The organism is Planktothrix serta PCC 8927 (assembly GCF_900010725.2).
Taxonomy (GTDB): domain Bacteria; phylum Cyanobacteriota; class Cyanobacteriia; order Cyanobacteriales; family Microcoleaceae; genus Planktothrix; species Planktothrix serta.
On sequence record NZ_LR734882.1, the window covers coordinates 42,228 to 57,531 of the forward strand.

The following is a 15,304-nucleotide window of genomic DNA, read 5'->3' on the forward strand; positions in this document are numbered from 1 at the left end:
GGAGTTAAGGTTATGACTAATAGTTCCCAGGACGCGCCGACTCAACAGCCTAATCCTTTGCTAATCCTAATCGGGATTAATATAGGAATTAAGTTACAGAATGCTGGTAAGTTCAAAAAGGCTTTACGTTGTTTCATTTATGCCTTAGAAGCTGATTCTAATCGGGTTGATGTTTGGTATAGAATCGGGAATTGTTGGCAAAATTTAGGTTATCTTGAAGATGCGATCGCATCCTATAACGCTTGTAATCAACGTTCTTTAGTTCAACAAAATATCTGGTTTCAAGCAGCTTCTCAATTCTGTTTAGGTCAATGTTATGTTTCCCTACAACAACAAGACCAAGCCATCCTAGTCTATCGTTTAGCTTATCAGTTATTTAGTCAAGTTGAAAATAATCTCCACACTCAGCAATCTTGGGATTATCTCGATAAAATTGGAAATGAGTTGCTAAATAATCAACAATTTGAGTCAGCAATTCAATATTATCATAGTTTATTAGAAGTTGTCAAGTTGGTTAATAATCAACAAAACTTATCTTCGGTGTTACAGAGTTTAGGAAAAGTATATTATTGGCAAAATCAGGATGAATTAGCAATAGAATGTCATCGGCAAATGTTAGATATTTCTCGGCGTTTGTCTGATGGGGAAATGGAAAATACGGCTTTACGATGGTTAACTTCTGAAACTTGGCGACTGGGACAAATCGAAACCGCTATCGACTATTTTAAACAACGGTTAGGGGTGATTCAAAGGTTGCAGCGTCCCCAGGAACAGCCAGAAATTTTAGATTGGATTATTAAAGGATATAAACAGTTAAATCAATTAGAAAATACAATTGACTATTATCAACAAAAATTAGGGTTACTGCGAGAAAAACAGGATTTCTTAACAGAATATCAAACCCTATATGAGTTAGGTGGCGTTTATTTTAGTTTAAAACAATATCCTTTAGCAATTGATTTTTTTCAAGCTGGATTAAATTTAGAACCGAGTTTAGAACAACCCTATTATCACGCTAACTTAAATTATATGTTAGGGTTGATTTACTTGGCTTTGAATCAAGCTTCAGAGGCGATCGCATCTTTTGAAAAAGCAGTTGCCGTTTATGAGCAGCAAGAGCAAAGCCAAGAATGGGTGATTAGAGCATCAGAATATTTAGAGAAATTATATCAACAAACAGAAGACTTTGAAAAATTAATTCCTATTTTAGAAAAACGCTTAAGCCGACTCCGAGAAAGTCAGGATCGGTCTAATGAGTATTCGCTTTTATATAAAATTGCAGGGTTATATTATCAACTCAAAAATTACAGTCAGGCTGGGGATTATTATAACTCGGCTTTAGGTGTTGCCCAAGGGTTAACGCCAAGACAACCAGGGTTAGAAGCAAATGCTTATTATATGTTGGGGTTAATGTGTCAGTGTTTGCAAAGATGGGAGGAAGGGTTATTAAATTATCGGGAAGCGTTGAGGTTTTATACTGAATTAAATAATCAAGAATGGGTTGAGCATAGTCGAAACAAAGTGCAGGAGTTAGAGAGGATTTTAGCAAATCGTTCATCAGTTTCTATTTCTCAGGGTGATCCTCAGCTTGATTTTCTTTTGGATGTGTTGCAAGCGGTTTTAGAAAGTCGAGGGAATCCTCAAATTGTTTATCCCCTATTTCAACAAAACCTGGATAAACTCGATGAAAATTTAGCCGATCTTTTAACGAAGTGGGCAACTGCTAAATTTAAACAAATTTCCATAGAAGAAGCGACCTATATGGCCACAGTTATTGTCAGCTTTGGTGATTTAATTCAACAATTTTCCCTGGGAAGCCGCAAGAAAAATTTAGAGATTAGTATCGCTGCCTACCAAGCTGCTTTAGAAATTTATACTCGTGAAGCATTTCCTGAACAATGGGCAATGACTCAGAATAATCTGGCTAATGCCTATTCGGAGCGAATAAAAGGGGAAAAAGCCGATAATATTGAACGGGCAATCGAAACCTACCAAGCTGCTTTAGAAATTAGAACCCGTGAAGCTTTTCCTAAAGATTGGGCAACCACTCAAAATAATCTGGCTGGTGCCTATTGGAGTAGAATAAAAGGGGAAAAAGCTGATAATATTGAACGGGCAATCGAAACCCACCAAGCTGGTTTAGAAATTACAACCCGTGAAGCATTTCCTAAACAATGGGCGGACACTCAAAATAATCTGGCTAATGCCTATTTGAGTAGAATAAAAGGGGAAAAAGCGGATAATATTGAATCGGCAATCGCATTCTATCAAGCAGCATTAGAAATTACAACCCGTGCAGCTTTTCCTAAAGATTGGGCAGCCACTCAAAATAATCTGGCTCTTGCCTATTCTAATCGAATAAAAGGAGAAAAAGCCGATAATATTAAAAAGGCGATCGCAGCCTACAAAGCCGCTTTAGAAATTAGAACCCGTGCAGCATTTCCTTACGATTATTTACAAACGTCATATAATTTAGGACGGGCTTATCAAGATATTCAACAATGGCAGTTAGCTTATGAAACCTTTGATAATGCCATTGAAACCCTCGAAGAAATACGGGCAGGAATTGTTAAAGGAGGAGATGCAGATAAACAGAAATTAGCCGAAGAATGGCAATATCTTTATCAACGAATGGTGGAAGTTTGCATCGAACTGAAAAACTATACCGCCGCCATAGAATATGTTGAACGCAGCAAAACCCGTAACCTCGTTGAACTGTTGGCAACCCGTGACCTTTACCCCAAAGGCGATATTCCCCAAACTGTCAAAGATGAACTCGACCGTCTGCGTCGAAACATCGAAACCGAACAACGCCGCCTGGAAATCGAAGAACGCACCCGCAAACCCTTTGGGGACGGGACAACCGGAGAACGTAGCCCCAATATCGCCGCCCTGCAAACCCCACCCCCAGATCGTAGCCGTCTCAACAAACTGTGGCAAAAACTTGATAAACTAATTACCCGTGATATTACCCCCATTGACGGTGATTTCCGCCTCACCCAAAAGGTTGAACCCATCCCCTTTAGCGATATTCAAGCGTTGACGGGGGACAATACCGCGATTTTGGAATGGTATATTTTAAGCGATCGCTTTGTAGTATTTATTGTTACTCCACCCCCCCTAACCCCTGCTTATCAAAGTGGGGAACTGCAAACTTCAGAACCCCCCTTATTAAGGGGGGCAGGGGGGATCAAACCTTCAGAACCCTCAGAAGATCCCCCCCTAACCCCCCCTTATCAAAGGGGGGAACTGGAAAACTCAGAACCCCCTTTTTTAAGGGGGGCAGGGGGGATCAAACTCTGGCAGTCCACCCCCGAAGACTATAACGCCTTGATAGCATGGGCTGACGACTACCTCACCGCCTACCGAACAGATAAACAACAATGGCAAAACACCCTAACCTCCCGTCTGCAACGTCTGGGGGAAATCTTACATTTTGACCAACTCCTCAATATTATCGGGGAAAAATGCGATCGCCTGGTACTTATTCCTAACCGTTTTCTGCATTTATTCCCCCTTCATGCTTTACCGATATCTCAAGATCGTTTAGGAGAGTTAACTTCCTCGTCAGGGGTAGGGGCGAGGCGCGCCTCGCCCCTACAGGAGTCTGTCATTTTAATGGATCTGTTTTCCGGTGGGGTGAGTTATGCGCCCAGTTGTCAACTATTACAAACGGCAAAAAACCGTCAGCGTCCCGATTTTTCTCAACTATTTGCCATTCAAAATCCGACAGAAGATTTAGCCTATACCGACTTAGAAGTTAACAGTATTCGGACTTATTTTAATTCGAGTCGTGGCGTTGCTGATTTTGGGTATGATTTTTATTTATTAGCGATCGCTAAACTATTAAATACCCAATACTTCAGACTATTAGATTTTCATTTTCATACCTTGGTTCAGCAACGCCCGAGTCGTATTCTAGTCCATGAAAACGCCAAAAAATCCACCTTTAATTTAGAACAACAAACTACCCTAAAAACGGCTAACTGTCACCATTTTTCCTGTCACGGTTATTTTAATTTTGAGAATCCTATTTTGTCCGCATTACTATTCGCAGACTGTTACCTAGAACCCCCACCTTCGCCCCTTGATCCCAGTCGCCATCTTCGCCTAGAAAAAGGTCAAACCCTCGATCTGAGTGAATGTTTAACCTTGGGGGATGTGTTTACATTGGATTTGCGTTGCTGTCGTTTAGTCACCCTTTCCGCCTGTGAAACGGGGTTAATTGATTTTCAATCTAATAGTGATGAATATATTGGTTTACCGAGTGGGTTTTTGGTGGCGGGTTCGACTAATGTTGTTAGTTCTCTGTGGGCGGTGAGTGATATTTCTACAGCTATTTTAATGATTAAATTTTATCAATTATTGCGGAAGGGTGAGGAAGTTGCGATCGCGTTAAATCATGCTCAAAACTGGTTAAGAAATGCGACCAAAGCCGAATTATTAGCTTGGATCGATCTGGGGAATAAAATGCAGTTGCGTCAGTCTTTACAGAACATGAATGATAATGATAAACCCTTTGCTTCTCCCTATTATTGGGCTGCATTTTGTGCGATCGGGAAATAAGTATTAAAATTTGATCAGCCTTGAAATAAATTTCAGGCTTATAGCTCAAACCCGTTAAAACGGGTTAAATTTCAACGGTTTAGCATTTCAGTCATCTTTAGATGACTTTAGCTTTAAGCCCGAAATTTATTTCAGGGCTTTTCGGTTTCTTGGAGCAGGTTTACAAAATTAACCCTAAATTTGATATAATCAATTCTATATTGCATTTGAGTATCAGCCTATGTCTTTCTACCAGCAAAACCTCCAAGCCTTTATGCGACTGTTACAGGAACAGCCTCAATTATTTACCGAGTCAAAACGTCAAGAATTAATCGCGTTAATTGAACCCTTACCTGATGATCTTGAAACCTTATCCGTTGCGATCGCAAGCTGGTATGAAACAGATGATGAAATTGTGGATGCTCAATTAGAAATCTTGAATAATTCTATATTAATAGAAAACGAGTCTAAAAGCGATCGCATCACAGAATTAGCAGTTGCTCGTATACCCGGAACTAACGAAGGTAATATTCCTAAACCGAATCAACAAATTAACAAAGAAACGTTAAAAAACGCAATTCAACAATCTGTTAAAAACCCTTCTGCTAAACCCTAATTTATGGCAGATCAATCAATAATTAGAACCGTTAAAAATCCCAAACTAACGCTAATGGCTTTTCAACTGAGAAATAATTTAGCGTTAGGGGATGAACCTATAGAAACAGCCGATCACCTTTGGGAAAAATGCCAAGAATTAGGAAAAACGTTAAATTATCCCCCGTTAGAAACATTAATTGATCGACTTGATCAACATCAAGTAAAAATTGGTTTTCCCCCAGGAGAAGATGATATTTCAAATGACTATGTAGAACTTTTAAAACCTGATCAATCTTTACGTTTTGATGCTATTCCTGACCCGGATAAACCCCAACTTAAAGGCGAAGTTTATCCCCTACAAATTCATGATACCTACGCCATTGATATTACCTTCTTTTGTCGTCCTGAAGAAGTTGTTAATCTTGCTGAAATCAACTATTTTTTAAACCCTAATTATTGTTTATTACCCGCTAATATTCAATCGGATTTAGGACAAACCTTAATATTATTTGCGGAACCTTTACTATCAAAATCAGATCATTATCAAGACTTTGCAAATGCTTGTGTTGAGGCGTTATTTCCCAGTTCAGACGCACAACGGTTGTTAGCAAATTCTCCCTTAGTAGGAGAGTTGTTTGGAAGTCCGATTTTTGAATATGATACGGGAGAATATAACCCCTCGAACTCGATTCATTTGTTAATTTGGTTTAATTGTTCTCCGCGAACCCAAATGTTAGAAGCACAGGGAAACTATTATCAATTGTTAATTAATTTGTTGTGTTGTCGAAATAAAATTCTCTATAGTTATACTCAAGCTCGTTGGTGTTATCAACAAGCGAAGGATTTATATAAACAATTATTACCTAAAGTAGAGAATCTCAAGAAATTACCCCAAAATCAAACAGAAAAACTAGCAAATTTAAAACAGGAGTTAATTAAAATTCCTCAATCTTCCTTTGAATATGGCGAATATATTCAACAGATGAAACTTCAGTTAAATACAATAGAAACGAATCTTAAAAATTATCAACGTTATCTAAATCAACTGAATAATATTCTGATACCAGAGGATGATTTACCCTTTTTTAATAAATTTGAAACCCGCACAAAAAACAAATTTATAGAACAAATTAACGTTGATTTAGGCTATTTAATACCGGGTCAAAATTTGTTTTCAGAATTAATTAATACTATTCGCGGATTAGTTGAAATTGAACAGGCGGAAATTGATCGCTCCTTAGAAAAAACAATTTCAATATTAGGAGTCGGTTTAGGTATGGGAGGAATAGCAGCATCGACATTTTCCAGTTATGTTGAAAGACCTTTGATTAATTCTAATCAATCCCCATCTAAAACATCCATTAATCCAGGGATATTTGCCTTTTTATTGAGTGTAAGTATCGGTTTATGCTCAGGATTATTAATCTATGTATTTTTCCGTCGTAAATACAAAAGATGATCAAAGGATTGATCCCATGTCTATTAATTATAGTCGTCGCCGTAAATTACAAAGATACCTGGATTTGGATAGCCAACTATATTGATGTCGATCCCGCTAAGTTATAGCGCTACGCGAAAGGGAACAGGGAACAGGGAACAGGGAACAGTAAGAAGTGAAAGGGTTTCAAGATTTAGAAATGTCCTAACTGTAATGCGTAGCACTATATTTAAGTTAATGCGATCGCATGATGACGAATATGATCCTCGATAAATGTGGCAATAAAATAATAACTATGATCATATCCGGGCTGCATTCGTAAGGTTAAAACCTGTCCGACCGCAGCACAAGCTTTTTGAAAAACTTCGGGTAATAATTGTTCTTGTAAAAACGGATCAGCCGTGCCAATATCAATTAAAATCGGACGATTAAATTGTCCTCGCTGGACTAATTCACTGGCGTCATAATTGCGCCACTCGTCTTGATTTGCTCCTAAATAAGCATTAAAGGCTTTTTGACCCCAAGGACAACGCATCGGGGCCATAATCGGAGCAAAAGCAGAAACGGATAAATATTGTTCAGGGTTGCGTAACGCACAGACTAACGCCCCATGTCCCCCCATAGAATGACCGAAAATCCCCTGTTGATTCGGAATGACGGGAAACTGTTCGGTGATGAGTTGGGGTAACTCCTCGACGATATAACTGTACATCCGATAATGACGACTCCAGGGTTCTACCGTCGCATCGAGATAAAATCCCGCCCCAGTTCCTAAGTCCCAGGTGTCATTTTCCCCTGGTATTCCGGTATTGCGGGGGCTGGTATCGGGTACAACGACCATTAAGCCGTATTTTGCAGCTAACCGTTGGACGCCTGCTTTAATCGTAAAGTTTTCTTCCGTACAGGTTAACCCCGAAAGGTAGTAGAGTACGGGAACAGGGTGAGATTGAGCTTGGGGCGGTTGGTAGACGGAAAATCCCATCTCGCTATTACAGAGGGCGGAAAAATGACGATAGAAGCCGACTTTACCGCCAAAGCATAAACTTTCACTGATTTTGTTCAGGGTAGAGATCATTTGTTGACTGTTGAGGTGTTGGCTGTTGAGGTGTGGGCTGTTGACGGCTACGGGCGGGTTTTTTGAGATCTTTGCTTAATTAACGAAAATTTTGATGAACCCGCCCCTACGGTTGTGACTACACCATTTCAAACTTATTTTATCCATCCCAAAAGCAATCTCTGGTTTTCCGTAATTTCCCTTTAATATCCTGTAGCTAACTTTTAATTAACCTTTAAATTCTTTCTTCATCATGATTAATCCAAATTTTGTCAAACACCAACTTAAAATTAAGGCTTTTCACCATCAAGAATTGTTAGAAATTGCCTTAACTCATCCTGATGCGATTAGCGAAAACTTAGATTTAACTCCCGAAGAACAGAAGTTAAGAACCTTAGAATATTTGGGAATTAGTCGTTTAGGTTCTAACCTGTTTAGCCAGATGGTGAGTGATTATCTCTATCTGCACTGTTCCCATTTAGGATCAGCAACCTGTACTTTGTTAAAAAGTGATTTAGTCAGTCCCGCTATTTTAGCACAATTAACGATAAAAATCAATCTGGATCAAGGAAGTGATTTAGGGAAAAATTATCCGTTAAAACCCGACTTTGAACAAGAAAAAGTATTATCGGAACTGTTTGAAGCGGTGGTCGGTGCTGTATATTTAGAGTGGGAGCGAGATTTTGAGAAAACCTATAATTGGTTAGCGAATCAATTTTTAGCAGGGGTTGTGAATCAAATTCTGATGGATTTATTTATCGAATTTGTTCCGGCTGCGGACTGGGATGCTAATTTTTATCCTTGGTTTGGTTCTAATCATTTAACCTGTCCTTCTAAAAAATCGGCATCAAAATCAACCTCTCTTTTCTGCTCCTAAACTATCAAACCCTTAAAATAAACCTATATTCGGAATGCTTTTTAAAATGTTACCACAGTCCGAATTGATTCTCCTTGGTGCATCAAATCAAAGGCTTGATTAATTCGGTCAATGGGCATAACATGGGTAATTAAATCATCAATATTAATTTTACCTTCCATATACCAATCAACAATTTTAGGCACATCCGTCCGACCTTTTGCTCCGCCAAAAGCTGTTCCTTTCCAAACCCTTCCGGTGACTAATTGAAAGGGACGGGTACTAATTTCTTGACCCGCACCTGCGACCCCAATAATTACGCTCACCCCCCAACCTTTATGACAACATTCTAAGGCTTGACGCATCACCTTAACGTTACCAATACATTCAAAACTATAATCCGCACCGCCTTGAGTTAATTCAACTAAATAGGATACTAAATCTCCTTCAATTTCCTTCGGGTTAACAAAATGGGTCATACCAAATTTTTCAGCAATGGCTTTTTTTGCGGGGTTAAGATCAACCCCAATAATTTTATTCGCCCCCACCATTTTTGCCCCTTGAATTACATTTAATCCTATCCCTCCTAAGCCAAAAACCACAACATTTGATCCGGGTTCAACTTTAGCGGTATTAATCACAGCACCAAGACCCGTTGTTACCCCACAACCAATATAACAAACTTTATCAAAAGGAGCATCTTCTCGAATTTTGGCTAGGGAAATTTCCGGTAAAACGGTATAATTAGAAAAGGTAGATGTTCCCATATAATGATGAATCATCTCACCATTTTTAGAAAAACGACTACTACCATCGGGCATTAAACCTCGTCCTTGAGTTCCCCGAATAGCTTGACACAAATTCGTCTTAAAACTTAAACAATATTCACATTGACGACATTCGGGAATATACAAAGGAATCACATGATCTCCGGGTTTAAGACTTTTTACCCCAGAACCTACTTCAACGACAATTCCGGCGCCTTCATGACCTAAAATAGCAGGAAATAACCCTTCAGGATCATCCCCAGAAAGGGTATAAGCATCGGTATGACAAATTCCTGTCGCCTTAATTTCAACTAAGACTTCTCCCTCTTTTGGCCCTTCAAGTTGAACGGTTTCTAAGGTTAACGGTTTTCCGGCTTCCCACGCAACGGCGGCTTTAACATCCATAGTTGACCTTTGATACAGTTAGTAGTATGAATTACGAATTACGAATTACGAATTACGAATTCGGGGAAAGAACTAAAACGATGATAACGGATTTCGGTTCAATTGATAACGGGGAGATATTATGAATTCTAATTCTACTTTAGCAGCGATCGCTCGTTTTTTTAACTTTCAAGAACTTCAGACTAATTTTAGGATTGAAATTCTAGCCGGAGTCACAACCTTTGTGACTATGGCTTATATTTTAGTGGTTAATCCAGCTATTTTATCCCAGGCTATTTTTCTCCAAACCTCCGGGGATTTATTTGGAGAATTAGTCATCGCCACTGCTCTCGCTTCCGCCTTAGCAACCTTAGTTATGGGATTATATGCTAAATATCCCTTTGCATTAGCACCCGGAATGGGATTAAACGCCTATTTTGCCTTTTCCGTAGTGTTAGGATTAGGTATTCCTTGGCGGGTTGCGTTAGCAGCTATTTTAATTGAAGGTTTAATTTTTATCGCCTTAACCCTAAGTCAATTTAGGACTCAAATTGTTAAAGCAATTCCTGAAGGAATTAAACACGCCGTCGCCGCCGGAATTGGTTTATTTATTGCTTATATTGCTTTAACGGGTACAAAAATTATTGTCACGGATGCAGCCACTACCACAACATTAGGAAACTTAAACGACCCGACTGTATTAATTACTATTGCTGGAATTTTAATTACTTCGGCTTTAATTGCTCGTCGAATTACTGGAGCCTTATTATTAGGAATTTTAGCAACAGCCGGCTTAGGATGGATTTTAGGAATTGCCCCCTGGCCAAAAGGAATTATTGGTTTACCTCAATTACCCGTTGATTTATTCGGTCAAGGAATTATTGGGTTAAAACAAGTCTTAGAAGTGAATTTTTTCCAGATATTTACGATTATCTTTGTGTTTTTCTTTGTGGATTTATTCGATACGGTGGGAACTCTAACGGGATTAGGAATGAAAGCAGGTTATATTAATAAACAGGGGGAATTTCCTCGTGTTACAGAAGCGTTTATGGCCGATGCAGTGGGAACCACAACGGGGGCAATTTTGGGCACTTCAACGGTAACAACTTATATTGAATCTGCATCAGGAATTTCTGAAGGGGGAAGAAGTGGGTTTACGGCGGTAATTGTGGCAATATTATTCACGATTTCAATATTCTTTATTCCTCTATTATCCGCTATTCCTAGTTTTGCAACGGCTCCGACTTTAATCATTGTAGGAGTGTTAATGATGGGAAGTGTGCAATATATTCATTGGGATGACCCCGCAGAGTCTATTCCTGCCTTTTTAACAATTTTTATGATGCCATTAACTTATTCCATCGCCGACGGTTTAGCCGTTGGTTTAATTACTTATCCTCTGATTAAATCCTTTCAAGGAAAGTTCCATGAAACTAATATAGCAATGTGGGCTTTAGCTGTTATTTTTATTTTGAAGTTTGTTTTTGTTGGGAAATAATATTCCATCCTTTAATGTTTGCTACAAATACTTAATGGGGTGACTATTCCCTATTCCCTATTCCCTATTTTCTTTTCCCTCCTGTTCCCTGTTCCCTGTTCCCTGTTCCCTGTTCCCTGTTCCCTGTTCCCTGTTCCCTGTTCCCTGCTATAATTAGTAATTACTAATTACTGATTCTGCTGTATGTTCTTTTTGAGAAATGGGAATACAAATTTCAAACACGGTAAAATTGTCTTGATCTCGATAACAGAGAATAGTTCCTCGATGTTGTTCTACAATTATTTTATAACTAATCGATAACCCTAACCCCGTTCCTTTTCCGACGGGTTTTGTGGTAAAAAATGGATCAAAGAGTCGAGTTTTAACTTTATCTTCAATCCCAGGGCCATTATCTCGAATAATAATTCTGACTTGATCTAAAGGCGGAAATTTCCCCTGATTTTCCATTAAATTAGGATGAATCACATCCGTACTAATTTTAATCAAACGGGGCTCAGGTTGATTGTCTAAAGCATCAATTGCATTACTAAGAATATTCATAAAAACCTGATTTAACTGTCCTGCATAACACTCCACCCTCGGTAATTGACCATATTCCTTAATTAACTCAATTCCCTCAAATGCGCCTTTGGGTTTTAAGCGATTTTGTAAAATTAATAAGGTGCTATCAATGCCATCATGAATATTAACAGGCTTCATTTCTGCTTCATCTAATCGAGAGAAATTCCGCAAAGACACCACAATTTGACGAATGCGATCGGCTCCCATTTCCATCGACGATAGAATTTTAGGTAAATCTTCAACTAAAAACTCTAATTCAATTTCTTGGGATTTTGCTTGAATTTCTGGATTCGGATTTGGATAAACTTCTCGATACAATTCCAATAATTCTAAAATATCTTGAGTATATTCTTTGGCATAAGTTAAGTTACCATAAATAAAATTAACTGGATTATTAATTTCATGGGCAACTCCCGCCACCATTTGACCTAAACTGGACATTTTTTCGCTTTGAATTAACTGTGATTCCTTTTGCTTTAAATCCTGTAACGCTTCACTCAGATGAAACGCTTGGGTTTGAGCCGCTAACGCCGCCGCCCGGGTTTGGGCGTATAATTCAGCTTGGTCAATGGCGATCGCTAACTGATCCACCACCGCGCGTAAAAGCTCCATCTCACTCTCCCGCCAAGGTCGAAACACCTGATAATGATTACAAACCACCGCCCCCCGTTGACCAGAGCGAGTTTCTAAAGGTAACAGCAACAACGAAAAAATCCCCGCATCTTGGAAAAACCGACGGGTAGACTCATCTAAAATAGTCGTTGTTTGCATATTATCAACCTGAATCGTCGCTGACATCCGAATTTTTTCAGCTAACAGAGGAATTTGTTCCGGGGGATAATCCTGCAAACCATTAGATAAATGAGGATTTAAAGCTTCGTGAGTAACAGTAAAACTCGGTTGTTGATTCGGCTGCATAAGCAAATACCAGAGAAAATGACATTGATCGACTTGTAACAAAGCTCGAATTTCATGCACCGCCGTCCCTAAAATCGTATCAATATCCAAAGAATCCCGAATTTGACTCGCTAACCGAAACAGTAACCCTTCCCGCCGACTTTGCAACTCTTCCCGCGCCTTCACCCGATCAATTCCCACTGCTAAAGCATTCGCCACCCATCCCAACACCCCTCGCACTTCATCATTGAGGCTTTCTTGGCTACAAATGGCCATTAATCCCACTAAACGGCCTTCGACTACCAACGGAAAATCAAAGGTACGATTTTTTAGAGCCGGGAAAGGGTAGGGAATGGAACGATTTAAGACATCCGTTTCTGTAATATTACCTTCATGAACTGTTAACCCGGCGCTCGCTTGCAGATCTAACCGATTGTTTTGCAGATTCAACGTCCAAATTCCCACCCCCGCCACATCGGGATATTGGGAAATTGCTGCTGTACAACGGCTGAGAATCGTCGCAATTGACCCGCCATGTCCGAGGGCTGTTCCGACTTCCGCTTCTAACTGAGATAGGCGTGAACGTTCTAAAAGTAAGGTTTCCGCTTGTTTGCGTTCGGTAATATTACGCGAAACCGCAATAATTTCATCAAGGGTTTCTGAATCTTGATTTCGCAACATGACCCAGCTACTTTCAAACCAAATATAGTTCCCATTGCGACATCGAATCCGGTAACTGATGGTATAAATCTCCGGGTGATTTGGTAATAGCAGATATTGTTGTTTAGCCGATTCTAAATCATCGGGGTGAATCAATTCATACAGCGATTGTCCGATCAATGCTTCCGGTTCATATCCTAATAATTGCCGACTGGCTGGAGAAGCGTATAAATAAGTGCCATCAAGGCTATGTCGGGAAATCAAATCTGTGGCATTATCGGCTAGAAGTCGATAACGAGCTTCACTTTCGCGTAAAGCATCTTCTGACTGTTTGCGTTGGGTAATATCGGTTTGAATCCCAATAAAATGAGTTAAACGTCCTTCTCGGTCACGCACCGGAGAAATCGACAGTTCATTCCAGAAGTAACTGCCATCTTTGCGGTAATTTTTGAGGGTGACAATACAATCTTGTCGGTTGATAATAGCATGACGAATGCGAACCAGTTCTGCTTTGTCCGTATCTTCACCTTGAAGAAACCGACAATTGCGTCCTAAAACTTCCTTCTGAGAATAGCCTGTTAATCGTTCAAAGGCCGGGTTACAGTAGATAATTGGACAATCGGCTTGAGTAAAATCGCTAATCACAATCCCACTCGGACTCGCCGTAATTGCCCGCTCCAAGAGTCCTAGACGTTCCTCAGACTGTCTGCGTTTTGTAATGTCAATCCCCGTTGCAATCACATATTTGATCAGGCCATTGGGTTGAAACAAAGCTGTATTTGACCAAGCCACCCAATGACGCTCGCCATCGGGCTTGATCAATTCGGTTTCCCAAGAGTTTAAATAGGAATAGGAGTGGGTTTGAGGTAAAGACTGTTGGCTTTTGATCGGTTTAGGAAGTTCGTCAAACTCAATCATAATCGGCTCGGCACAGAGATGGCTAACCGTTTCCGAGGAAAATAGGTTTAATCCTAATTCAGCCAGGGTTTTTCCTTCGACTTCCTGAGCTAAATATCCGGTCAGTTCTTCACAACTTCGATTAAACCGAATAATTCTCCCTTCAGGATCGAGAACAATTACCAAGGCACTTACGGTGTCCAGAACAGCGCAAACAAAGTCTCGTTCTTGACGAACGACTTCCCAAACTTGTTTGCGTTCATTAATAATTTGTTCGAGTTGGCTAAATTTTGTTTTCGAGTGAATTAGTTGGCGATGTAAATTGATTTGGCTAACAATTTGATTATTGAGAGATTGCAACGCCTTGATCGTATCAGACGATAACTCACGCGGGCAATAATCCATCACCGAGAGCATTCCCATGATTAAATGATCGGCCGTCATTAAGGGAATACCGAGATAAAATCGAATCGGTTTATCTCCTCGGATTAAGGGTTGTGAAGCAAACCGTTTATCGTTCCAGGTATCAGAAATAATAATCGGTTCGGGTGGCAAGGTTAAGGTCGAATCAGACAATTTGTGCGGCGATGAATTATCAATCACTCCCCTATCTTCCGGGGAAGATTTGGGTCGGCTGTGCAATTCAATAATAGACTCACAGAAATTCAAATACGGGTGGATTTTTCCCGTTATACCCACCTGAGATTTTAACCACTGATGAGTGGTATCCATGAAAGTAATCAAAGCAATGGGCGTCTGAGCGAGATGAGACGCTAAGTGAGTCAAATCATCAAAGGGAATTTCTGAAACCGTGTGGATGACCTGAGAAAAAGTATTACCCTCTGAGCTAAACATGGTTTGACCTAAAAATCTTGCGTTCATTGATAATTACCATACAGAGAAGTGGCCACCCCTCAAAAAGCGGGTATTCAACACTCTGGTGAGACGTTACAGTTAACCGTCAACCGTCAACAATTCCCTAACATTTGCTTGACTCGCCTTAGCTGTATGACATTGTTTGTCCAAACGTCCTGATCTCACACAACTTTATTGATTTACCTTAATCTTAACAAAGGTTTCAGCCCTTCGCTTAACTCGATATCCTCTCCCTATTGTTCAAGTTTAAGGGAATTTCCTAGAAAAATCCTTG

8 protein-coding genes are annotated in these 15,304 nt (G+C 39.8%); 5 read left to right on the forward strand and 3 right to left on the reverse strand.

The genetic code is table 11. The features are described 5' to 3' along the window. The first annotated feature begins 12 nt into the window (after positions 1-12). The 3 genes from PL8927_RS23590 to PL8927_RS23600 all read left to right on the forward strand — a co-directional run bounded on the left by PL8927_RS23590 (position 13) and on the right by PL8927_RS23600 (position 6,601). Positions 13-4,566, forward strand: coding sequence for a CHAT domain-containing protein (locus PL8927_RS23590; protein ID WP_083625905.1), 4,554 nt, complete (start codon positions 13-15; stop codon positions 4,564-4,566). 220 nt (positions 4,567-4,786) lie between these two features. Continuing rightward, on the forward strand, positions 4,787-5,161 hold the full coding sequence (locus PL8927_RS23595) for a hypothetical protein (RefSeq protein ID WP_083625906.1): 375 nt from the start codon (positions 4,787-4,789) through the stop codon (positions 5,159-5,161). 3 nt (positions 5,162-5,164) lie between these two features. Beyond that, positions 5,165-6,601 carry a hypothetical protein gene (locus PL8927_RS23600; RefSeq protein ID WP_083625907.1) on the forward strand — a complete coding sequence of 479 codons (1,437 nt, stop codon included), beginning with the start codon at positions 5,165-5,167 and terminating at the stop codon, positions 6,599-6,601. 208 nt (positions 6,602-6,809) lie between these two features. On the opposite strand, the gene fghA is transcribed toward PL8927_RS23600, so the two are convergent. Further along, entirely contained in the window at positions 6,810-7,655 is an 846-nt protein-coding gene (gene fghA, locus PL8927_RS23605; RefSeq protein WP_083625908.1) for an S-formylglutathione hydrolase, read from the reverse strand. A 232-nt stretch (positions 7,656-7,887) separates the two neighbouring features. Between fghA and PL8927_RS23610 the strand changes: the two genes are divergently transcribed. Next, on the forward strand, positions 7,888-8,511 hold the full coding sequence (locus PL8927_RS23610; RefSeq protein WP_083625909.1) for a ribonuclease III domain-containing protein: 624 nt from the start codon (positions 7,888-7,890) through the stop codon (positions 8,509-8,511). A gap of 41 nt (positions 8,512-8,552) precedes the next feature. Here PL8927_RS23610 and PL8927_RS23615 read toward each other — a convergent pair whose 3' ends face one another. Further along, positions 8,553-9,662, reverse strand: a complete 1,110-nt coding sequence (locus PL8927_RS23615; RefSeq protein WP_083625910.1) for an S-(hydroxymethyl)glutathione dehydrogenase/class III alcohol dehydrogenase — start codon at positions 9,660-9,662, stop codon at positions 8,553-8,555. Between the two features lie 121 nt (positions 9,663-9,783). Between PL8927_RS23615 and PL8927_RS23620 the strand changes: the two genes are divergently transcribed. Continuing rightward, positions 9,784-11,139 (forward strand): NCS2 family permease, encoded by a 1,356-nt coding sequence (locus PL8927_RS23620; protein ID WP_083625911.1) that lies wholly within the window; start codon positions 9,784-9,786, stop codon positions 11,137-11,139. A gap of 153 nt (positions 11,140-11,292) precedes the next feature. On the opposite strand, the gene PL8927_RS28905 is transcribed toward PL8927_RS23620, so the two are convergent. Then, positions 11,293-15,009 (reverse strand): PAS domain S-box protein, encoded by a 3,717-nt coding sequence (locus PL8927_RS28905; RefSeq protein ID WP_083625984.1) that lies wholly within the window; start codon positions 15,007-15,009, stop codon positions 11,293-11,295. Between the last annotated feature and the right edge of the window lie 295 nt (positions 15,010-15,304).